This is a genomic window from Edaphobacter sp. 4G125 (assembly GCF_014274685.1).
Taxonomy (GTDB): Bacteria; Acidobacteriota; Terriglobia; order Terriglobales; family Acidobacteriaceae; genus Edaphobacter.
Genome location: NZ_CP060393.1, coordinates 352842 through 376705, shown reverse-complemented (window position 1 = coordinate 376705; position 23864 = coordinate 352842). Strand labels below are relative to the sequence as shown.

At 55.3% G+C, this 23864-nt stretch carries 14 protein-coding genes and 1 pseudogene; 9 read left to right on the top strand and 6 right to left on the bottom strand.

The features are described 5' to 3' along the window. Positions 1–84: 84 nt before the first annotated feature. Positions 85–3366, bottom strand: a complete 3282-nt coding sequence (locus tag H7846_RS01630) for a TonB-dependent receptor (protein WP_255460776.1) — start codon at positions 3364–3366, stop codon at positions 85–87. Positions 3367–3670: 304 nt separating this feature from the next. Here H7846_RS01630 and obgE point away from each other — a divergent pair, with 304 nt between their 5' ends. Further along, positions 3671–4771, top strand: a complete 1101-nt coding sequence (obgE, locus tag H7846_RS01625) for a GTPase ObgE (RefSeq protein ID WP_186694717.1) — start codon at positions 3671–3673, stop codon at positions 4769–4771. Position 4772: 1 nt separating this feature from the next. On the opposite strand, the gene H7846_RS01620 is transcribed toward obgE, so the two are convergent. Further along, positions 4773–4994: an FtsX-like permease family protein gene (locus H7846_RS01620; protein ID WP_186694715.1), complete on the bottom strand. Its 222-nt coding sequence runs from the start codon at positions 4992–4994 to the stop codon at positions 4773–4775. A 32-nt stretch (positions 4995–5026) separates the two neighbouring features. Beyond that, positions 5027–5388: pseudogene (locus H7846_RS18170) on the bottom strand (ABC transporter permease); the annotation flags it as partial. A 442-nt stretch (positions 5389–5830) separates the two neighbouring features. On the opposite strand from H7846_RS18170, the gene H7846_RS01610 reads away from it, so the two are divergent. From H7846_RS01610 to rsfS, 5 genes are all read left to right on the top strand, one after another. Next, positions 5831–8956 carry a TonB-dependent receptor gene (locus H7846_RS01610; protein ID WP_255460775.1) on the top strand — a complete coding sequence of 1042 codons (3126 nt, stop codon included), beginning with the start codon at positions 5831–5833 and terminating at the stop codon, positions 8954–8956. Between the two features lie 286 nt (positions 8957–9242). Further along, positions 9243–12425: a TonB-dependent receptor gene (locus tag H7846_RS01605; protein WP_186694710.1), complete on the top strand. Its 3183-nt coding sequence runs from the start codon at positions 9243–9245 to the stop codon at positions 12423–12425. 191 nt (positions 12426–12616) lie between these two features. Continuing rightward, on the top strand, positions 12617–13123 hold the full coding sequence (locus tag H7846_RS01600) for a hypothetical protein (protein ID WP_186694709.1): 507 nt from the start codon (positions 12617–12619) through the stop codon (positions 13121–13123). Positions 13124–13155: 32 nt separating this feature from the next. Then, a complete protein-coding gene (gene nadD, locus H7846_RS01595) occupies positions 13156–13764 on the top strand; it encodes a nicotinate-nucleotide adenylyltransferase (protein ID WP_186694707.1) in 609 nt (202 codons plus the stop codon). 231 nt (positions 13765–13995) lie between these two features. Beyond that, on the top strand, positions 13996–14541 hold the full coding sequence (gene rsfS, locus H7846_RS01590) for a ribosome silencing factor (RefSeq protein WP_186694705.1): 546 nt from the start codon (positions 13996–13998) through the stop codon (positions 14539–14541). A gap of 97 nt (positions 14542–14638) precedes the next feature. Here the strand turns inward: rsfS and H7846_RS01585 are convergent, their stop codons facing one another. Continuing rightward, complete coding sequence (locus H7846_RS01585; protein WP_186694698.1) at positions 14639–18379, bottom strand: carboxypeptidase-like regulatory domain-containing protein; 3741 nt, start codon at positions 18377–18379, stop codon at positions 14639–14641. Between the two features lie 226 nt (positions 18380–18605). On the opposite strand from H7846_RS01585, the gene H7846_RS01580 reads away from it, so the two are divergent. Both H7846_RS01580 and cobO read left to right on the top strand, forming a co-directional pair. Next, a complete protein-coding gene (locus H7846_RS01580) occupies positions 18606–19061 on the top strand; it encodes a 23S rRNA (pseudouridine(1915)-N(3))-methyltransferase RlmH (protein ID WP_186694696.1) in 456 nt (151 codons plus the stop codon). 45 nt (positions 19062–19106) lie between these two features. Next, positions 19107–19670, top strand: coding sequence for a cob(I)yrinic acid a,c-diamide adenosyltransferase (cobO, locus tag H7846_RS01575; RefSeq protein WP_186694695.1), 564 nt, complete (start codon positions 19107–19109; stop codon positions 19668–19670). 69 nt (positions 19671–19739) lie between these two features. Here the strand turns inward: cobO and H7846_RS17930 are convergent, their stop codons facing one another. Together H7846_RS17930 and H7846_RS01565 are read right to left on the bottom strand one after the other, a co-directional pair. Continuing rightward, a complete protein-coding gene (locus H7846_RS17930; protein WP_255460774.1) occupies positions 19740–21089 on the bottom strand; it encodes a M56 family metallopeptidase in 1350 nt (449 codons plus the stop codon). Then, positions 21086–21469, bottom strand: coding sequence for a BlaI/MecI/CopY family transcriptional regulator (locus H7846_RS01565; RefSeq protein WP_186694693.1), 384 nt, complete (start codon positions 21467–21469; stop codon positions 21086–21088). The genes H7846_RS17930 and H7846_RS01565 overlap by 4 nt, the downstream gene beginning before the upstream one ends. 152 nt (positions 21470–21621) lie before the next feature. Here H7846_RS01565 and H7846_RS01560 point away from each other — a divergent pair, with 152 nt between their 5' ends. Further along, positions 21622–23838 carry a GH92 family glycosyl hydrolase gene (locus tag H7846_RS01560; RefSeq protein ID WP_186694691.1) on the top strand — a complete coding sequence of 739 codons (2217 nt, stop codon included), beginning with the start codon at positions 21622–21624 and terminating at the stop codon, positions 23836–23838. Positions 23839–23864 lie beyond the last annotated feature (26 nt).

Below are 23864 nucleotides of genomic sequence, written 5' to 3'. Positions count from 1 at the left end.
AAACTACCCAAATGGGTTAGAAGAAATAAAAGAGAAAGGCGGTAGCCGAAGCCACCGCCTTGTGTGAATGACTCTCGTTGAAAGTTAGAACATGATGCGAGCGCCAAACTGGAACTGACGCACCTGATAAGCGTAGTTTCCGTTCACACCCGACGACGACGACATACCGAAGTTCGGCTGCCAAACCATCTGGTTCGGCATCGTGTTGGGAGCCGTTCCAAGAGTCTGGATCGAGTACGCAGTCGTGTTGACACCGGTGATGTTCTGGTGGTTCGCCAGGTTAAAGCCCTCCGCCGTGAACTGCAGATTGTAGTTCTCGTGCAGCTTGAAATCTTTCTGCAGACGAGCATCTACGTTTATTGTGCGCGGTGAGTTCAGAGTGTTACGACCGATCTGCGGAATGTAGGTTACGCCCGTTCCCCCGAGACCAGTGGAATATGGAGCAAAGCATCCCACTTGTGCACACTGATTCGTACCAGAACCTGAGACACCGACGGAATAAGGCAGGCCGCTCTGCATCTGAACCAGAGGTTTCAGCGACCAACCGTTGGTGAGATAGCCAAGCCCCGTCTGACGATGCAATCCCGGAACGTTCAGGATAGCCCAACCAACTAAACGATGCCGCACGTTGAGCGACGAGACCGCATAGTTGGCTCGCGCATTGCCGTACGGGTCAAACCAGTTATTCGCGATCGGATTGGTCAACTGTGTGGCATTGAAGTCCATCGCCTTGGCCCAGGTATAGTTCACGTCGTAACTGAGGCGCTTCGAGTTACGGTTGGTGACGTCCACCGAAAGCGCATGGTAGTTGGAGTTGATGTTGCTGAACGTGCCCGAGATCGCGTTGTAGTTCGGGTTCAGCGTGTTGAAAGCCGTCCCCGTCGAGGTTACAGTTCGGTTCGCATAGACCTTGTTTGTGAACTGCGTGCCGCAGGCATAGGGTCCGCATGTCCCATCCGTACCGCGAGCGATTGTATAGGTCTGGGTGTAAGTTTTCGTCGGATCAAGATTGGTGTTGATGAAGTTCGGCAGCTCGCGACCCAGCGAACCGAGATAAGCAACGGACAGAACATGGCTGTAGCCCAGGTCCTGCTGAATCGCCAGGTCGAACTGCTCCGAGTAGGGATTCTGCAGATTATTGGCGAGGTAGTAAATGCTTGGCGTCGCCTGTGAGGTCGGCACCGTTGTCAACACATTAGGCAGCTTGATACCTGTGGTGTTGTAGTAGGTGTAGGCTCCCTGCGCTGCCGGCGAACCGGTTCCTGTGAATGTATTCAGCAGCAGACCATTGGGATTGCGGCCATAATAGAAGCCAAAACCGCCACGAACCACCGTCTTGCCCAGACCAAACGGATCATAAGCAAAGCCGAGACGAGGCGAGATGTTGTTCTTGTCGGAAGGATGGTTGAGCGTCTGAGGCGTAGTCGCCGCAAAGGAATACGGTGCAGGCAAAGCCTCATAGTCGTAGCGAGCACCGAGGTTCAGCGTCAGCCTCGGAGTTACCTTCCAGTCGTCCTGTACGAAGAACGCGTAGTCGTTGGTGGCAAGATCGAACTTCGAGCGACCGAAGCCCTGGTTGATGCTGGAGTAGCAGGCGTAGGTTCCGGTCGCCGAGATGGTTGGCGTTGATCCTGTCGAAGCCCCGCAGGCACCGGAAGGAACCAGAATATCGGCGATGAAATTGGCTGGCGTCCCGTAGCTGTAAGAGCCGTTGCTCTGATAAAGGTTGTTGAAGACATCGTAGCTGTGCATAATGTCCAGACCGAAACGGAGATTATGTTTGCCAAACAGGTAAGATGCCGTATCGCCCACCTGCCATTTGCGCTCGTCCGGGTATGCAGTACGGTAGCTATAGTACTGCGAGCCGGCGTAGAAACCGACCGCTGGGGCCTGAATACTCAGGGCGGGAACGTTGCCATTTGCTGCAGTAAAGTGATTCTTCGTGTAGTCAGTGTACGGCTGCTGGCCTTCCCAGTTGAGTTCGCGACCGTACATAAAACGAAGCGTGTTGGAGATGTTGCTGGCGATCAGTGAATCCAGCTTGGCAACACCATAGTCCAGCTTTACGAAGTCTGTACCAAAGCTGTCGCGGGCGTAGGGGTTTGAGGCTTGGGTCTGCACACCTCCGGGCGAATCCCAGCGTAGGCGGTGGTACATAAAACTGGCATGATGCTTGGGGTTGATCTGCCAGTCGAGCTTTGGCGTATTGATGTCCTGATTGCCAAAACGCGGAACAGGGCCGAGATCTGTCGTCAACTCTTGGAGCGCGGCGTTATACCGCTGCAGTGCAACTGCGGGCGACACATTGAGCTTCGCCGCGAGCGCGTTCTGAATGGCAGTAGATGGCGGTGCGTAAAAACCTTGGGTTGAAGGATTGCCGGCTACAGCAGTGCCGGGGAAGTTGCGACGGTATTGGTCCCATGCATAGAACCAGAAGAGTTTGTCCTTGATGAGTGCGCCGCCAACACCGAAGCCATACTGGTTACGCTTGTCCTTGGGGCGGAAAGGAATGGAGGTTGCCGTCCCCGTGTTGGGATTGAAAACAGAAAGGTTAACTTTGGGGTTGATCGAGGAGAGGAAGTCGTCGCGGCGCATGAAGTAAATCTCGCCATGCAGTTGATTGCCGCCGCTCTTGGTGACAGAGTTTACTACGCCGCCGACGGCGCGACCGTACTCCGCCGAGTAAACACCAGTCAGCACTTGGAACTCGCGTACGGCGACTTGCGAGGTGGAGTAGCCGGCGCGAGTACGTCCACGCTCTTCACCAAAGAACGCTTGATTGTCGTCTGTACCATCAATCTGAACGTTATTTAGAATAGCGCTCGTTGCACGGAAGCTTAGCAAGCCGTAGCCGTTGGTGTCATTTGTAACACCCGGGGTCACAAGAGCGAGTGCGGACCAACGACGGTTGTTGATAGGAATGTTCTCAATCTCTTTATTGCTTAGGTAGCCACCGAAATCAGGCGAGTCGAACTTGAGCACAGGGGTGTCGGCTACCACCTCGACTGTCTGCGCCACGTCGCCAGCCTTCAGGTGTGGGCTGAGGCTGGTCACGTTGGAGACCTGCACCGCAACGCCGGTGATCTTGTTCTCAGAAAAGCCGGGCTGTGTGATGGTCACGCTGTAGGTGCCGGGATTGAGCTGAGGCGCACGGAAAAGGCCGGACGAATCTGTGGTCAATACGAGATCGGCGTTGGTTGCATCGTTATGGATGACGACTCGAGCATTAGGAATCGCAGCGTCGGATTCATCGGTCACAGTGCCGACGATCGCACCCTGTGTAGGCGACTGTGCGTAGCTGGAGAGACATGCTCCGGCGAATAGCAACGCGATCCACGCGTACCGCATTCGATTTTTGATCTTCATTTAAGGTCTCCTGAAAAACTCGACCGCTCGCAGCTGTGCAGCCACGCCGGCTTTATCCGTTCTTGTCCGTATTGGTAATAAACAGACCACTCGTCATGGGGAAGCCCCCATAACGATCCGCCCTTTATCGGAAGGGTACGGCCGGACTCTCAAGCATCGATCCGGATCATGATGTCGCCCAGCTCCCGCTCTGAATCCCTATATTTTTCGTATCTATATAGAGACCAGGGAATTACCGGGTACAACTAAACAAGTCTGTGTATGCGCTTAGTTTAACAAGCGCACTGTAAACTGAATATGAAAAATGTTTATTGACGAAGCAAAAATCCGCATAAAAGCCGGGGACGGCGGAAATGGCTGCATGGCCTTCCGGCGCGAAAAGTTCGTTCCCCGAGGCGGTCCCTCCGGGGGCGATGGGGGCCATGGCGGCGACATTCTGATGACCTCGTCGTTGAGCCACAATACTTTAGTCCACTTCCGCTTCAATCCGGAGCACAAATCCGAACGCGGCGAACACGGCATGGGGTCCAATATGTCCGGCCATTCCGGCGACCCCCTCATCCTCCAGGTTCCGATCGGCACCCTCGTCTACGACGAAGACACCGGCGAGCTCGTCCACGACTTCACCCGGCCCAGCGAAACCGTCGTCATCGCCCGCGGTGGACGCGGCGGACGAGGAAACCAGCACTTCGCCACCTCAACCCACCAGGCTCCCCGAGAACACGAGCTCGGACGGCCCGGCGAAGAGCGGCGTCTGCGCCTCGAACTGCGCCTGCTGGCCGACGCAGGACTGGTCGGCTATCCCAATGTGGGCAAATCTACCCTGATCTCGCGACTCTCCGCTGCCCGGCCCAAGATCGCCAACTATGCCTTCACCACTCTTGAACCCAATCTTGGTGTGGTCAAGGTCGGCGATTTCCCCCACGAGCAGTCCTTCACTATCGCTGATCTGCCCGGTCTGATCGAAGGCGCTCACCTCGGCGCTGGGCTCGGAACACAGTTTCTCAAGCACATCGAACGCACCAGCGTGATCGTGCACCTCATCGATGTCTCCGACGCCAGTGGACGGCCCGATCCTGTCGAAGATTACAAAGTCATCACTGAAGAACTGCGCAGCTTCGACCCATCGCTCCCCGAACGGCCTACGCTGCTGGTTGCATCCAAGGCCGATGTCGCCAATCCGGATAAGCTCAAAAAACTCACTACCTATGCAAAACGACGGAAGATGGCTCTCTATCCCATCTCCGCAGTTACTGGTGAAGGTGTCGATGCGCTGAAGTACGCCATCGCAAAGGTCGTCGCAGAACATCGCCCTGCACCTATCGAGATCGGGATTACCCCCACGGCCAAGCATAAGCCGGCCTATCCGCCGCCTGCGCCCTCCGCCCGCCGCAGCCGCCGCTGATCTACTCTGCCCGCAGCACCTCCGAAGGTTCTACCGAAGCGGCCTTCCTTGCGGGTAGCAACGCGGCCAATATAGCAACTGCGGCAACCATTCCCGCGCTTGCTAGCTTCAACACATCGCTGAAGACCAGCCGCGAGATCAACCATCGCGATGAACCGAGCGCCATTCGAATACCGATCTCCTTCGTGCGCTTCGTTGTTACGCCATCCTTCAGGCGGCCCACAATATTCAGCCACCGGTCTGTATGATCGATCAGCGCCTTACCCGGCCGGGCAGTACTTCTTCCAGCATCGACATTGGCACAAACAGCGCAGGCGTCTCACCCCATACCGCACTATGAAAGTTTGCGCCGACGACACCGATCACCTTGAACGGACGATCATTCAGAGAGATGGTCTGCCCCAAGATCGAAGCATCACCACCCGTATGCTTCTGCCAATAGTCGTAGCTCAGTACCATCACGGGTGCTGAGTCTTCTGCTGGTCTTCTGCCTGCGAGAAGATCGCCGTATTCGCTCCAACCCCCAACGCCAGCGTTAGCACCACCGTCAACATGAAGACGGGCGAGCGCCGTAACTGTCGCAGCGCAAATCGAAGATCGTCCAGAACGTTCTGCATCCAAACGATCCTCCTCGGAGGAGATCGAAAATACTGCTGCCGGATATGCAGTTTATTTTCCATTGTAAGGAAGTTTATTTTCAGCAGCTTAGCCATAGGAGAGGAGCCTCGCCGTGTCCGCATTCATCACCGTCTGTCCAGAAATGAACGTCGGAAGAACCTCTCCAAACGCTTTAATTTTTGAAAATCAATATGCACATCTGAAATTTTGCAAAAAATATCCCTGTTTCTTTAGGCCAATTGCCGTAAGACGGCTCTTCGTTTCCGCGTTTTAATTTCTCGAGAATTTAACTCCCCGTAATACCGACAATTCAACGCAGTGCAAACGAGCCCATCTTTGCGATGGCTCAACTCACTCCTACCCGTTTTCACGGAGAGTTCTATGCGCAGGCTGATCGGTTGTTCGTTTTTTTTCATATTTCTCCTCTCCAGCAGTTTTCTTATGGGCCAGACCGTCGATACCTCCATCCTCGGTTCTGTGACTGATCCGCAAGGCTCCGTCATTCCCGAAGCCACTGTCGTCGTTCATGCCGATGCCACCGGCCAGGAAAAGACCGTCAAAACCACCAGCGACGGGCAATATCGCGTGCAGTACCTTGTACCCGGAACCTACACCGTCACCGTCAATGCAGCAGGCTTCGCCAAGGCCGTGCGCAGTGGAATCCAACTCGCCCTTTCACAGCAAGTCCATCTCGATGTCGCCATGTCGTTGAGCGGAACTCAGCAGAGCGTCGACGTCAGCGCAACCATGCCGCTTCTGCAAAGCGAAAACGCCTCACTGGGAACCACCGTCGACACCAACCGCACCGTGAACCTTCCACTCAACGGACGTAAGTTCAACGATCTGGCAGTGCTCACCCCCGGTGTTCGTATCTCCAATCCTGACAATCACTCCTCTTCGACTGACGGCTCCACCATCGCCTCGAACAGTGGCCGCGCAGACTGGGGTGCCGTACAGGTAGACGGTATCGTCATGACCAATACGCGCTCTGCATACGTCAACAACTACCCGTCGGTGGATGCGATCGAAGAGTTCCGCGTGCAGACGGGAAACTTTTCAGCGGAGTATGGTTTTTCCGCAGGCACCAACATCAACGTGCAACTTAAGAGCGGCACCAACCAGCTTCACGGTTCTGCTTTCGAATTCATCCGCAACGATGCCGTCGACGCGCGCAATTATTTCGTTGCTGCTCCCGCCAAGAAGAACGTCCTCAAGCAGAACCAGTTCGGCGCAACGCTCGGTGGACCGATCTATCGCAACAAGACCTTCTTCTTCGCCAGCTATGAGGGCCTGCGCTCCACTGCCGAGGTCCCTTCGCTTGCCAATGTACTGACTCCCGCCCAACGCAACGGCGACTTTTCCAGCTACGGCGGAACTCTCAAAAATCCATATGTTCCAAATGCGACGTACGCCAATAACCAGATCCCTGTAGATCCCGTCTCGAAGAGCATCATCGACCAGTACATGCCTCTGCCAAACGGCTCGTTTTCCGGCGGATACAACTACTCCGGTTCGAGCATCGGCAATCAGTCCAACAACCAGTACATTGGGCGCCTGGACCACAAGTTCAGTGAGCGAGACTCCCTCTTTATCCACTACATCTATAGCAAACGCGACTTCCCCAATACGGACGTTAATCGCAACTTCCGTTACACCGGGACCTATCCCATGCACAATGCGGCGTTGCAATATTTGCACGTCTTCACACCCACGCTCGTCAATGAGGTGCGCGCGGGCGTGAACATGGAGCACGTCAAACAGCTCAGCGTCCGCACAGGCACAGGATTCACCATCGAATCGCTCGGCATCAACGGCTTTAAAGTCGGCGGACCGAACGGACGCCCGCTCAAGCCCAATGAAGAAGGCTTCCCGCTACTCGACATCAATGGTTTCCTCGGCATGGGCGATGGCCTGGCCTCATCGAACCTCGATTACAGCCGCACCTTCATGCTCGCCGACAACGTAACGCTGACGAAAGGCAAGCACACGCTGCTCTTCGGTACCGATATCCGTAAGGTAGCGGGCAATGCGACCACCAACAATACTCCTTTCGGTCAGCAGAGCTTTACCGGCGACATCACCGGCTACGCTCCGGCAGATTTCATGCTCGGCGTACCACGTACATCCGTCACACCCGAAGGCGTGCCGATCACGGCGGCACGCCAGTGGCGGACGGCAGAGTACTTCCAGGACAACTGGCGTCTCAACGACAAGCTGACTCTGAATCTCGGCGTTCGCTACGAGATCTACGCTCCCCCCGTCGATACCAACAACGTGACGCGTACGCTGGACTTCAGCCAGAATCCGCCCACACTCACACCAGCTCCCGGACAGCGCCTTAACAATATCTGGAGCATCACGCACCGCGACCTTGCTCCGCGTGTCGGCTTTGCCTACAGCGCCTCACCTACTACAGTGCTGCGTGGTGGCTATGGCATCACCTACTACGGCGGACAGTTCGACAACATCAACATCTTGCAGTTGAATCCTCCAACAGCAGGTAGTCTAACGATCACCAATCCGAAAGGTGAATATGATAACGGTATCTGGAACGCACCTGTAGCGACGATCCAAACGCCGGTCCCATCGCAACTTTATCCCAAAGACCCGTATTTCAATGTCGTAACCATTCCCGCCGATCGTCATCGTCCGGACGCGATGGTGCAGACCTGGAACTTCACCGTGTCGCAGCAGTTTGGACATAACATCGTGTTCGACTCATCCTACGTCGGCACGAAGGGCTCTGACCTGGATACGAGCATCCACTACTGGAACTCGCCAACTCCCGGCCCGGGCGATATCCAGGCACGGCGTCGGTATCCAACCTATGCGCGTATCCGCATTCTCGATTTCACCGGCGCATCGAACTACAACTCGCTGCAGGAGCATCTGGAATGGCGCGTCAATCCGCGTTCGAACGTGACCGTCTCCTACGTGTGGTCGCATATGTTCGATAACCAGGGAGCATCAACCAACGCCGGCGGCTGCACCTGCCAGGACGTTCGCAACCCGCATGAATGGGCTCCGGGAACCAACGATCAACGCCACAACTTCGTGCTTGCCTATGTCTATCGCCTGCCCGACTTCGCAAAGAATCGCCTGGCCGGATATGGCGTCAATGGCTGGACCCTCAATGGCATGGTCAATCTGGCGAGCGGTACACCCGTAAACGTGACACAGAGCAACGATGACCAAAATGTAGACAATCCGTGGCAGCGACCCAGCCTTGTGTCGGGTGTCAATCCATACATCAACAACAAGTCCGTCTTGAACGGCTGGTACAACGCCGATGCCTTCGTCTCCAGCGGTTTTGCCTACGGCAATGCACCGAGGAACTACCTCACCGGCACCGGCACGAAGACGGTCAACTTCTCTGTGATGAAGAACTTTGCCATGCCCTACTCTGAATCACACAACCTGCAGGTGCGCTTCGAAGCCTTCAACGCGCTCAATACGCCCCAGTTCGCGAGCCCCTCTTCTTCCTGGGGAGCAGACGACTTCGGACAAATCTCCTCAACGAAGATCAACAACCGTGAATTGCAGTTAGCGGTGAAGTATCTCTTCTAGTTGGCCTGAACCGGCCTTTGGATTTGCTTCGACATAGTCCAAACGATTCAGTTTTGCGCTTCAGGGGGCGAAATCGCCCCCTTCTTCTTTTTAAGGAAGTATCTGCAGCAAGACTCGAATTCCTTAAATTCTCTTAGGGCAAATGTCGCAAGACAGCATCTTTATTCGGCTTTCTAATTTCTCGATAAATTAATCCCCATCAGCGGCACAACTAAAAAAACGCAGTGCGGTGAGTGCTCGTAACACCGACTCAACCGCACTCCTACATTTTGTCCGGAGAGAATCTATGCGCAAGCTAGCATTCTGTTTCTTCGCACTCCTTCTATTTCCGAGAATTCCCCTCTTAGCCCAAACTGTTGACACCTCTATTCTCGGCTCTGTGATCGACCCGCAGGGCTCCGTCATTCCAGAAGCCACGGTTGTCATTCATTCCGATGCAACCGGCCAGACCCAGACCGTCAAAACCACCGGCGATGGACAGTACCGAGTGCAATATCTTGTGCCCGGTATCTACACCGTCACCGTCAACGCAGCAGGTTTCGCACAGTCTGTGCGTAGCGGAATCCAGCTTGCCCTCTCGCAGCAAGTCCGCTTGGATGTATCCATGTCTCTGAGTGGCACCCAACAGACCGTCGACGTCAATACAACTCAACCTCTCCTGCAAAGCGAAAATGCCACACTGGGAACCACTGTTGATACCAATCGCACTGTGAACCTTCCACTCAATGGCCGCAAGTTCAACGATCTGGCGGTGCTCACGCCTGGGGTCCGCATTTCGAATCCCGACAATCACTCCTCTTCGACTGCCGGATCGACTATCGCCTCCAACAGCGGACGCGGCGACTGGGGTGCAGTCCAGGTAGACGGCATCGTGATGACGAACACGCGCTCCGCTTACGTCAACAACTATCCCTCCGTCGACGCCATCGAAGAGTTTCGCGTTCAGACGGGAAACTTTTCAGCGGAATATGGTTTTTCCGCAGGCACCAACATCAACGTGCAACTTAAGAGCGGGACCAACCAGTTCCACGGCTCGGCCTTCGAATTCATTCGCAACGATGCGGTCGATGCTCGTAACTACTTCCGCGTGGCTCCAGCCAAGAAGAATGTACTCAAGCAGAATCAGTTCGGCGCAACGCTCGGTGGTCCGATCTATCGCAACAAGACCTTCTTCTTCTTCAGCTATGAGGGACTGCGGTCGATCGCCGAGGTCCCTTCGCTTGCCAATGTACTGACTCCCGCCCAACGCAACGGCGACTTTTCCAGCTACGGCGGAACTCTCAAAAATCCATATGTTCCAAATGCGACGTACGCCAATAACCAGATCCCGGTAGATCCCGTCTCGAAGAGCATCATCGACCAGTACATGCCACTGCCAAACGGCTCGTTTTCCGGCGGATACAACTACTCCGGCGCAAGCATCGGCAATCAGTCCAACAACCAGTACATCGGACGACTCGATCACAGGTTCAGCGACAAGGACTCCATCTTTATCCACTACATCTACAGCAAACGGAACTTCCCAAACACGGGCGTGAACCCGAACTTCCGTTACACGGGGACATATCCGATGCACAACGCTGCGCTGCAATACATTCACGTCTTCTCGCCGCGCCTGGTCAACGAGGTAAGGGTGGGAGCGAATCTCGAAAACGTGAAGCAGTTGAGCGTGCGAACAGGTACGGGCTTCACCATCGAGTCTCTGGGAATCAATGGATTCCTCATAGGCGGACCGGCAGGACGTCCTCTAAAGCCAAACGAAGAAGGTTTCCCTTTGCTCAACATCTCAGGATTTCTGGGCATGGGCGACGGGCTTGCGGCATCAAATCTCGACTATAGCCGGACCTATATGTTGGCCGATAACGTAACGTTCACCAAAGGCAAGCACACGCTGCTCTTCGGTACCGACATCCGCAAGGTGGCGGGCAACGCAACCACCAACAATACTCCCTTCGGTCAGCAGAGCTTTACCGGCGACATTACCAACTACGCTCCAGCAGATTTCATGCTCGGCGTACCACGGACATCCGTCACCCCCGAAGGAGTGCCAATCACCGCTGCCCGCCAATGGAGAACGGCGGAGTACTTCCAGGACAATTGGCGTCTGACCGACAAGCTCACCCTCAACCTCGGCGCGCGTTACGAAATCTACGCTCCTCCTGTCGATACCAACAACGTAACGCGCACACTCGACTTCAGCCAGAACCCACCAGTGCTGACACCTGCACCAGGGCAGAGGCTGAACAATATCTGGAGCATCAGCTATAAGGACATTGCTCCGCGATTGGGCTTCGCTTACAGCGCAACCCCAGCAACGGTAATTCGCGGAGGCTATGGAATCACCTACTACGCCGGTCAGTTCGATAACATCAACATCCTGCAATTGAACCCACCAACCGCAGGAAGCCTCACCATCACCAATCCGAAGGGGGAGTACGTGAAAGGCATCTGGGACGCGCCCGTAGCGACGATTCAGACACCAGTCCCGGCAGCGCTGTATCCAGAAGACCCGTTCTTCAACGTGGTAACGATTCCAGCCGACCGTCATCGCCCGGATGCAATGGTGCAGACGTGGAACCTTACCGTGGAGCAGCAATTCGGCCACACGGTGGTTCTGGACACCTCGTATGTAGGAACAAAGGGTTCAAACCTGGATACCAGCACGCACTACTGGAACTCGCCGCCTCCAGGCGATGGGCCTATCCAAGACAGGCGTCCGTATCCTACCTTCGCTCGTATCCGAATGCTCGACTTCAGTGGTTCGTCGAACTACAACGCACTGCAAGAGCACCTGGAATGGCGCGTCAATCCTCGCTCAAACATCACTGCGTCGTATGTGTGGTCACACATGTTCGACAACCAGGGAGCATCGACCAATGCAGGTGGCTGCACCTGCCAGGACGTTCGCAACCCGCACGAGTGGGCCTCGGGAAGCAACGACCAGCGACACAACTTCGTGCTTGCCTATGTCTATCGCCTGCCCGATTTCGCGAAGAGCAAGCTGGCAGGATATGGCGTAAACGGGTGGACGCTGAACGGGCTCGTCAGCCTTGCAAGCGGAACCCCGATCAACGTGACGCAGAATAAAGATGACCAGAACGTCGATAATCCATGGCAGCGGCCAAGCATCGTACCGGGAGTCAATCCATACATGACCAACAAATCCGCCATCAACGGATGGTTCAACAAAAATGCGTTCGTCTCCAGCGGGCGGGCCTTCGGAACAACGCCGAGGAACTACCTGCGCGGCACCGGCACGAAGACGGTCAATCTCTCCGTGATGAAAAACTTCGCCATGCCCTACGCTGAGTCCCACAACCTGCAGGTGCGCTTCGAGGCGTTCAATGCTCTGAACACACCGCAGTTCTCCAATCCAAACGCGTCCTTTGGTAATTCAAACTTCGGACAGATCTCCTCAACAAAGATTAACAATCGCGAACTCCAGCTTGCAGTGAAGTACCTGTTCTAGCAGCTCCTCGAACGAACGTTCAGCAGCCCCACTCTTATGAGTGGGGCTGCTTTGTCAGAGCGCAACGCCATTCGTCCCACAAACCATTTTTATTTCTCGAAAGATGGTTTATCCCTCGGGTTCATCTTCACTGCGTCCAGACCACTCCACAGGAGGAAACGCTACTCTAAGGAGTAGAGGTCCTCCCCAAAATGATTCGTCATCGCACACTGCTTCTTTTCGCTCTTCTTTTCTTAGTTCCCTTCGCACTTCACGCTCAAATCGGTGTCTACGCCGGATTCAGTGGAGCACCTGTTAGTGGAGCAGGAACAAACACCGCATACGGCGCGCAGGTTGGCATCTATAAGCAGACTGGCTACGCTATGAATCTCATCAGTGTCGGTGGTGACCTTCGTGGAACATTTCTCAATCACGACGGCTTTCATTACTACACTGGAGCGGTCGGGCCACGCATTGCCTTCAAGGCCCCCATCCTTCCGCTTCGCCCATACGTCGAAGGACTCGTTGGCGTCGGTAATGTGCAGTACAGTTCCAACAACTCCAGCACTCACTTCAACTACCAGGTCGCTGGCGGATTGGACATGACCATCATCCCACGTCTCGACTGGCGCGTCGTTGAATTTGACTACAGCGCCCTGACCGGCCAATCCGTCAACGCGAAGATCCTCACCACCGGACTCGTATTGCGCGTCTGGTAAATCCACTGCTCGTCTGTGATAGCGTAGGCGGCATGCGCGTAGCTCTCTTTGGCGGAACCTTCGATCCCCCACACCTGGGACATCTCGCCATCGCGAAAGCTGCCGCCGACGCATTCCAGCTGGACTCCGTGCTCTTCGCCCCCGCTGGACTTCAGCCGCTCAAGACCGATCACCACACCTCTCCCTTCAAGGACCGTCTGGAGATGGTTCGCCTCGCCTGCAAGATCGACCATCGCTTCCATGCCTCGCTGTCCGATGCTCCTCAACCCGACGGAACGCCGAACTACACGGTCGAAACCCTCGCCACACTTCGGCAGCAGATGCCCCATGCCACCCTTTTCAACCTGGTCGGCGCCGATAGCTTCCTCACCCTGCGACAGTGGCGTGAGCCAGACCGGTTGCTTACTCTGGCCGACTGGATCGTCGTCAGCCGCCCCGGTTCATCTCTGGATGACCTCTCGAGCCTGCACCTTACCCCGGAGCAGCACAGCCACGTTCACCTCCTCACCACCGTGCACGAAGATATCTCGGCGACCCAACTGCGCCAATACCTTGCAGTCGGCGATCCCTGCCGGAACCTGCTTCCACCAGAAGTCGAGCAATATATTCGCCAGCATGGTCTTTACCAGGGCTCCCAATAAAACTCACCCGCTGACTCCTCCCGAAGTATCATTTCGATCGGAGCAGCGAAGTGGAGAATTGGGGCCCGGCGGGTTCACTCGCTGGGTGAAAGAAATCTCTGCATCCTGCCCCCATCTTCGCGGCGAAGCCGCTAAGGTGGACCTGCGCCTCCCAATCAGTATCCCGATCCAGGCATTGTTCTTGCTTCCATCCCTGCGCCCAACCGGCTACCATTTGATATAAGGAGTTGCATGCCTTCCATCGAAACCAATCAACTGCTGCTCACCGCTGCAGCCGCTGCTGAAGATAAAAAAGCTGAAGATATCCGCATCCTTGCCCTCGACCCTTCTGAGAGCGGACTGACGGATTACTTCCTGATCTGCAACGGAACCAACGACCGCCAGAATCTCGCCATCTCTGACGAGATTGAGCTGCGAATCAAGCGCGACTTCGGCGTCTATCCCAACTCCGTCGAAGGCCGCCGCCAGGCCGAGTGGATCCTGATGGACTACGTTGACTTCATCGTCCACGTCTTTTCACCCGAGAAACGTGCTTTCTATGGCCTCGAGCGCCTGCGCAAATCCGCCACTACGCTCTCGGCCGATGAAATCAATGCCGATCTGAAAGCCCAGATCACCAGCACTCGCAAAACCGCGAAGAAAAACGCCGCAAAGAAAGCCACCAAGGCCCCGGCAAGTAAAGTAACAAAGAAAACAGTCGCAAAATCTCCTGCCCAAAAATCCTCGACGAAGAAGACCACTGCGAAGAAAAACGCGAAGAAAGCCGCAAAGAAGTAACTACACAGTCCTCGCATCTGGCATTCAATGAATCATTCCTAAAAAACAAGGCCACTGCGGATCTCCGCAGTGGCCTTTGATCGTAGTCAGCGGGCGTCTAGAACTCGAATCGGGCCGAAATCTGTACCACGCGTGCGCTTGATCCTCTGCCACCTGTCGAATTGGCCATCGAGGTCAACTGACCAAAGTTGCTTGGCAGCGTAATGTCGTCATAAGACGAGTTATTGCCAGGAGCGGCAAAGTTGGGGTGATTCAGAATATTGAACGCATCACCACGGAATTTCAGCTTCAACCCCCTCTCCGGCATCAACGTAAAGGTCTTGGCCAATCCTGTATCCAGGTTGAAGTACTGGGGTCCACGCAGAGAATTGCGAGGCCCGATCTGGAATCCAATCGGACCTTCGAAGGCGCCGACTGCGCGCTGCGGGTCAGCAAACAACGTCAACGTACCTCCTTGGGTTTTGTGTACCTTGCGCTGGATATCCGAAGAGTCTCCGGTGAAGATCGCAGGAGCATTGTTGGCATACCCCGCGACAAACGCCGACGAAACCGTGGAAAACGCAACGCCCGTATGCCAGCTCACGATGTTACTCAGGTCCCAGCCACCGACCATCTCATCAAGAAGCCACGGCATATTTGCGCCGTAGGTGCGTCCGCGACCGAAGGGAAGGCTATAGGTCGCATCGGCATTGATGTAGTGCGTGGTGTCGAAGTCCGAGTTGGCCCGGCACAATCTCGGGCGTAGCACATCGCAGATAAAGCCATAACCACCAATCGCCTGCTGGTTACCGGCCAGTGAGGTATTGTCGATCGAGTGCGACCATGTGTAGTTCGCATCGAACTGCAAGCCCTGCGTCAGGTTCTTCTGCACCGTAACCAGAAGTCCGTTGTAAGTTGAAAACCCTTTGCTGGTAAATACATTATTTCCGGCAAACTGAGAGGCCATGCCCACGTTGTTGCCGAGGAAAGGGGAGAGCTGCTGAACTGTGTCCGCAAAATCACCTCTGGCAATATAGGTCTGAAGGTTGTCAGCAATCCACGATGTATTGTTCGGATAGTTGTGGGTCACACCGTTGTCGTCTTCGTAAGTTTGTGTGGCTCCGTATCCCGGAGGAATCTGGTTTTCGAACCAGCCCTGTGCTGGAAGATTTCTAGGATCGGCGTTTGCACGAAGCTGCTTCGTAACATTCCCCATGGCATCGCCAAGCAATTGACCAGAAGCCTTGTCGGGAAATTCGATGACCTGGTTCGCATCGGCCTGCGCCAATAACCTGCGGCCAAACCGGCCCACCCAGCTCACCTTAAGGATCGTCGATCCGGGGAATTCATGCTGGAATCCCAAATTGGCCATGATGGAATATGGCGTTTTTAGATTCGGATCGATCATCTGGTTGAATTGGCCATCGATCAGGCCATTTGGAATACCGCCATCGACAAAAGGTGTAAATGGCGGCCGTGGAGTTGGAGGCGCCGTAAACGTCGGAAGTGAATCCAGCCGGGGGTCACTAGTAAGGGAAACCAAAGGATCCCGCGTACCAAAATTGTCCTGAAGACTTTGCTGAAAAAGGTACGAGTACTGGTCCTGCTGGTACTGAACGGCATTGATCACCGTGCGGTCATAGACCACACCCGCTCCACCGTTGAAAACCGTCTTTTCGTCGAACTTCGGGTTCCATGCAAAAGCAACCTTGGGTGAGAAGTTCAGGGGGTCACGGTGATACAGCGCCGGGCCATTGTTGTGCGCGCCGCCCAGCTGGTAGGTCAGGAAGGGAAGCCCGTCCGCCGCGGTATTGCCGGCCTGGCTCTGCTGCACACGCTGAGCGATGTAATCGTTGAAGAACAGAGTGTTTTGTGCCGTCTCGAATCCATGGATCTCGTAAGGAACCGAGTAGTACTGATAACCAAGGCCATAGGTCAGGGTCAGGTGTGGAGTCGCCTTCCAGCTATCCGACGCGAAGACCTGGGTCTGGTAGGATTGATATTCGCGCTGCGATCCACTTGGCTGCGGCAGTGCACTTCCGTCAATGCCGTAATTGAAGGTCAGCGCTGCATTGCTTATACGTCCCAGTGCCGCAACCAGGGCGTTGTCATAAGTCGAACGCGCAGTCACACTCGACTGAACATTCGTTGGCCGGAATGATGCAGTCAGACCGCCAAGATTGCCGCCAATTCCGATTCCCAGATCATTGTAATCAAGGATTGAATAGCTGCTGTTCTTGATCCATTTGAACATTCCACCAAACGTAATTGAGTGACGTCCCACGCTCCAGGTGAAATTGTCATAGATCTGAGGGATCGGAACATGACGTCCCTGAGCATTGATCGGACTAGAGTATGGCCTATCCAAAAACGTAATCGAACCCGTGGAAAAATTAAGCTGATCGATACCCAACTTGTTCGTCGGCTGGGTAAAGTTATAGTCCTGCACTGTAGAACCATAGGTGAACTGGTTGAATTTGTTCGAGCTGACCTGCCAGTCGATTCCACCAACATAGGCATAACTGCGGTCGATAAAATCTGTCGCATCCGGATCGCCAGGGAACTGCTGCACCGCATTGACTGCATTCTCGCGCGATACCGTACCACGTCCCCAAAGCCGAATTTTGTCCGTCAGGTTATAGTCCACCCTGCCGACAAAGATGTTCAGGTTGTCGCTGTTCGGGGCATTGAAACGGAACCCTCCGGTGTTGACACCGTCGCCGTAGGTAACATCGTTCACCGCAGGATAGCGGGAGTTATACAGGTTGAATAACGCCGGGCTTTCGCCGATCCCCGCTGGATCGACATTCCGTACCTGTGCCGCAGTCAATTGGCTGATGCAGCCGGGAGTCGTGTTCTGACGGCTGCTCTTATCGCAATTAGGGTTGTCATTGATATACGAGACAAGACCGGAACGATACGAAGGCAGCGGTACTTTACGAACGGTCGCCGCTCCCGCAGCAATCCGCGACGCCGTGTAATCGAAGAAAAAGAAGGCCTTGTCATGAAGAATCGGACCGCCAACCGATCCTCCGAACTGATTGCGGACCAGCTTCGGCGCTCGGATTCCGGCCAGGTTATTGAACCAGTCATTCGCCGTCGTTGAGTTATCTCGGTGATAGAGGTTTGCCTGGCCATGCCAGTTATTGGTTCCGCTACGCGTCACCAGCACAAACTGGCCGCCGCCGCCCAGACCGGTATTGGCAGTCGATCCGGCCACCGTGCCACGGAACTCCTGCACCGAATCCACAGGCGCATTGGCAGTAATTGCTCCGAACTGTCCCGTCGCCAGGTCGTTCACATCCAGCGTATCGACCGAGACATAGTTCTGGTCATAGCGAGCACCCGTTACCTCGCCCGTAAGTGTCGTACCCGGCTGCAAGCGAAAAAGGATCGCCGGAGAAGTTCGGTTCTGAATCGGAAGCTCATCCAATTTTTGAACCTGAAGGTTGTTTCCGAGCGTCGCGTCCTCTGTATTGAGAGTCACACCCTGCCCCGCAGCGCTGACCGAAACCTCGACCTGGGTACCGGGCGTCAGCGTCGCATTGCGGCTCACAACGTTCGCGACATTGACATAAATGTTCTCTACCTTAAAGGAGTTGAATCCGCTGCGCGAGATCACCAGCGTATAACCCGGTCCAGGAGGAATGCTGGTAAAGCGGTAAGAACCCGCCGTATTCGTCGTCGTTGTGTAGTCCGTTCCCATTGATGGATTCGACAGAACCGCCGTTGCGTCGGGGATCACCGAACCGGAGGGATCCGTAACAACTCCGGTAACCGTTGCCGTTGCCTGCGCATGAAGCGCGGAGGACAGGCAGATGAAAATAACCAGGGCAATAATATTCTTCAGACGACCCATAAACTCGATTACCTCTTTGGGAAAAAAAACCTTTATCAGATTCTTATCTTTTGAATCGGGGAGTTACTTTTGTGTAATGTGCAATTACCCTGCCAAATATAGGGCAATATTTTTCCCAAGTAAATCCATCTCATCACTAAGTTTCCAGCGATAATTTTCCAAAATCCCTACCGAGATTCCAAAAATGGGAGGACTGACCTTTATTTAGAAGGCGCATAACTGACCTATGATCATTCAACTGGCCTCCATACATACCCGTCGTAATCCCTCACGATCGGACCAGGCTTCTCTTCTGGCTGCGGACTACCTCGACCGCCTCAGCCACTACACTCCCGTGGACGCTCCCGCTTTTCCCTCCGAATCTATCTTCCTCGTTTGGCTCGACCGTCAGGCGACTCGAACCCCCGCCCACCTCATCCTTCTGGATAGCCGGGGTAAACAGCTCTCCTCCGAAGAGCTGGCCCAGACCATCGGCCGCCTTCGCGACTCCGGTACTCAGCGACTCGTTTTCGCCATCGGCCCAGCCGACGGATGGTCGGATTCAGCCCACAAACGCGCCAATCTCCTGCTCTCCTTCGGACGCATTACCTTACCGCACCAGCTAGCCCGCGTCGTCCTGACCGAGCAGGTCTACCGCGCTTTCACCATCCTCGCCGGTCACCCTTACCACTCCGGCCACTAGCTCGATGTTCTCTGAAAGCTCGCCACCCAGCTATCCTTAATCTCTATGACTGAAACCTCGCGCCGCGGACTCATCCTCATCAACACCGGCCCCGGCAAGGGTAAGACCACTGCCGCCCTCGGAACCGCCCTTCGCGCCGCCGGAAATGGAATGCGCGTGCTCATCCTGCAATTTCTCAAAGGTTCATGGCACTACGGCGAGCTCGACGCGATCTCTGCCTTGGGCGCCGCTCTCGGAACCCCTGAGGATCCTGCCATCGTTATCCGCCAGATGGGACGCGGCTTCGTCAAAGTCGGTGGAGCCGAAACCGACCCCGAAGATCTGCGCATGGTCCAGGATGCCTGGAACGATGCCGAACAGGCCATCCTCGCCGGGGATTGGGACCTCGTCATCCTCGACGAGATCAACTATGCCATCGGTTACAAGATGCTCGACCCGGAGAAGGTCGCCGAAGTCCTGCGCCAGAAACCCGAGATGGTCCACGTCATCCTCACCGGCCGCAACGCACACCCCACCCTGGTTGAGCTGGCCGACACCGTCACCGAGATGCGCGAAGCCAAGCATGCCTATCAGAAGGGAATCCTCGCCCAGCGTGGCATCGAATTCTGAATTTAGGTCATCAACACAAAAACGAGAGACGTTGATCTGTCTCTCGTTTACTCATGCACATTGCTACTTTTATTCGAGATGTCCTATGGAATAGTTCACCGTGATCGTCGTCTCCACATCTCTCAGATCACCGTTCAGTCTATATGGCTTGTATTTCCACTCCTTAACCGCATCGATCGATGCCGCACGCAGCTCTTTCGGTCCGCTCACAACCTGGAGATCCTGCACCGTTCCTTCCTTTGAGATGATCGCCTTCATGACGACAGCACCCTCTATATGGGCTGCCTTCGCCTCTGGAGGATACACCGGTTTCTTCTGATAAATCACATTGCCTGCCATCACACCGGCTGCAACCTTCAAGCTCGAAGGAGCTTCCTTCTTATCCATCACTGCCGATCCCGGCGCGGCAATCTCCGTATGCAACGCTAGTGCCGAGGCACACGCTGCTGCGCCCAACGTCACACATGCCGCAGCCGTTACCAGACGTAGGCCGCGTCCCATCTCTACACTTCTTTCTGTCAGTCGCATAACTCTCCTTTCAAACGTGTTGGCATCGAAGATCCCGATGGCGTGAAGTGTCCTGGCCGGCGGCGCTATTGTCATCGTTGCCGCCAACCGTAAAAGTGACCGTGCGTAGTTCTGTCTTCCTTCAACCGCATTCGCTGCCATTGCATCGCAGATCATCTCGCGGCTCTCAGCAATGTGAGCCAGTGTCATCCAAAGCAGTGGATGATAGGCCATCGGCAACGACAGGATGCGATACAGCAAGTTCTTCATGAAGTCGCGCCGCTGCATATGCGCGCACTCATGCGCCATCACGGCATCGAGATCGTTATCGACTACGCGCTCAAAGAAGGAAGACGGCAGCAGAAGCAGCGGCCTGCCAAGCCCTACCGTCACCGGGCCGCCAATCTCCTGTGACACAGCGACTCGCGTCTCCTCCAATTTGAAGTGGGCACAGCAACGTTGCCATACGCGACGCGACGCATCCGGTAACGACGCCTCCTGTGCTCGGCGTTCAATTCGATATGTACTCCATACTCCCCACACCAGGCGCGCAGCGAAATACAACACCACGCCTCCATAAAGAGCAGCGAGCGCCAGCATCCAATGAGTCGACACCGTCAGTGATCCATTAACGATCCCTGCACCCACGGACACCGTGACTCCTCCCTGGTCCGCCTTCGCCTGACCGGTAAAGGGCCACCGTAATAAACTCTGCAACACATGCAACACCGCAATCGGCTGCGGGCGAACCGCAGGAAGAACGCTCTCTAGAAAAAGTGCGCTCACCCATATCCGGTGCGCCACCTCAGGGATCCCACGTCGTACAAGGCGCGCAGCCAGCCATGCCGCTGCAAACACAAGGGGAGCCATCCACAACGAGTTCACCATGTACTCCAGTAATCGCAGCATCATTGCTCATCCCCTTTTTCCTTCTCCAACCTGCGTGTCAGACGAGCAAGCTGCTCGGCGTCAATCTGCTTGCTTTTGACCAGACTCATCACCAGCTCTTCGCTCGATCCACCGAACATGCGATCCACCAGATCCCGAAGAGCATGATGCGATGCCTTCGCCTCACTCACCACCGCGCTGTACTCAAACGCGCGGCCCTTTAGCTTGCGCTTCAACTTTCCCTTGCGGTGCAGAATGTTCAGCATTGTCTGCACGGTCGTATAAGCCAACTCCTGCTCCAGCCCTTCCTGCACAGCGCTGACCGTGCTCGTGCCCTGCCTCCAGATCACCTGCATGATCTCGAGCTCCAGCTTGGTCAATGCTTCCTTTTCCCCTCGCCCCATGCCTTAACCTCCTAATTCGTTAGGAGACGTTATGCTTACGAACAAACTTTGTCAACTAAATTCTTAGGAGATACGATGTGTACGTCGTTTTACCCTGTAAACAACTGCGCTTTCAATGCATTGGCATCGATCGCTCAGCTATCATTCTCCCGATGCCTCTTCTCAAGCGAACTCTTGCCCTGATCCCATTGCTTGCTGCCTTTGCCTTTGCCCAGACGCCTTACTCTCTCGTCGATCCGCATATCGGCACTGCGAATGAAGGCCAGACAACGCCTGCCGTCGGCGAGCCCTTCGCCATGACCAACTTCATCCCCGAAGCGCACTCCACCGAGAAGAAATGCGTCTCACCCTATCTCTTCTCCGACACCAAACTTACTGGTTTCCGTGCCTCGCATTGGATGAGCGGCTCCTGCACCCAGGACTACGGCTCCGTCACCCTCATGCCGACCTTCGGCGATCTCAAGCCCGAGCCCGAAGCACGCGCCGCGGCCTTCACCCACGCCGACGAGATCACTCAGCCCGCCTTCTACTCCGTCAAACTGCCTGCTTACAACGAGCAAGTTGAGATGACCGCAGGCATCCGTGCCGGAATGTTACGTATCACCTACACCAAGCCTGGCACTGCGAATCTCATCATCGAACCCAACGCTCGCATGAAGGATGGCTGGGTCAAGGTCGACCTCTCACACAATGAGATCCTCGGTTATAACCCCGTCTATCGCATCTATCAGGGCAATGGAAAACCCGCTGGCTTCAGTGGCTACTTTGTCATTCGCTTCAACAGCAAGCCTTCTCAATCCGGCACATGGTGCGACGCGAAGATCACCCGTGAGCAGGAGCTCAACGGCAAAGGACACTGCGAACACATGGGGGCTTACATCAGCTTCGCTGCTTCCCCTGCACAACCTTTGCTCGCCAAAGTCGGTACGTCGTTTACTTCTCTTGACGCCGCACGCAAAAACCTCAACGACGAAATTCCCGCGTGGGACTTCGCAGCTCTCCGCGCTAAGACGACCCGTGTCTGGACCAAGGCTCTCGATGTTGCCGCGATTCAGGGAGGAACAGCCGCCGAGCGCCGCACCTTCTACACCGCGCTCTATCATTCCATGATGCTGCCGCGCATCGTCAGCGATGCCGACGGCTCCTATCCTCGTTTTGCGAACGGCAGCAAGATTGAAAAGATCCCCAGCGGCGTCTACTACGACGACTTCTCCCTTTGGGACATTTATCGCGCGCAGCTTCCGCTTCTCACCATCCTCGATCCCGCACGCATCCCCTCTATGATGCAGTCACTCGTCCTCAAAGGAGAACAGGGAAGTTACTTGCCCATCTTCCCGGCATGGAACAGCTACACCTCCGAGATGATCGGCGACCACACTGGTGTCGTCATCACCGATGCTTACGCAAAGGGCCTGCGCAATTTCGACGTTGCCTCCGCATGGCGTCTCATTCGTCAGAATGCCTTCGACACGCCGCCCTATGAGCAATACAAAGATGGCCTCGGCCGGCGTGCTCTTCAGTCGTACATCAAGTACGGCTACATTCCGCTCGAAGATCCTGTCAATGAAGCCTTCCACCAAAAAGAACAAGTCTCACGCACACTCGAGTACGCCTTCGACGACGCCATCATTGCGCATCTCGCCTCTGATCTCGGACATAAGGACGACGCAGCCGTCCTCACCAGGCGCGGCAGCAATTGGAAGAATGTCATCGATCCCGAAACGAAATTCGCTCGCGGACGTCATGAAGACGGTTCCTGGATCACTCCCTTCGTCTACGACAAGTGGGCCAGCTTCGTCACCGAATCCAACGCCTATCAATACACCTTCTATGTCCCGCAGGACGTCGACGGCCTCATCGCTGCACTCGGCGGCAACGATGCCTTCATAGCGAAACTCGATGGCCTCTTTGCCAAAAATCTTTACGACCCCGGCAACGAACCCGGCCATCACATCGCTTATCTCTACGATCAGGCGGGCGCCGCCTGGAAGACACAGCAGCGCATCGCAACGCTGCTTGATGTCTACAACGACACACCCTCCGGTCTACCCGGAAATGACGACGCCGGACAGATGTCCGCTTGGTGGATCTTCTCCTCGCTCGGCTTCTACCCCGTTGCTCCGGGTATCCCGGAATACTGGATCGGTACGCCACGCTTTCCCTCCGCAACCCTCAATCTTCCCGGAGGAAAACGCTTCATTATCCTTGCCCATAATGCCAGCGCAAAGAACCATTACATCCAATCAGCTAAGCTCAACGGTCGACCGCTGAAAACTCCTCGCATCCAACACTCTGACCTCATGCGCGGAGGCACACTCGAATTCATCATGGGACCCGAGCCAAATCGCAGTCTCTTCGACCAGCACTGAAAAGTAAAAAGGGGCTCGCCGCGACC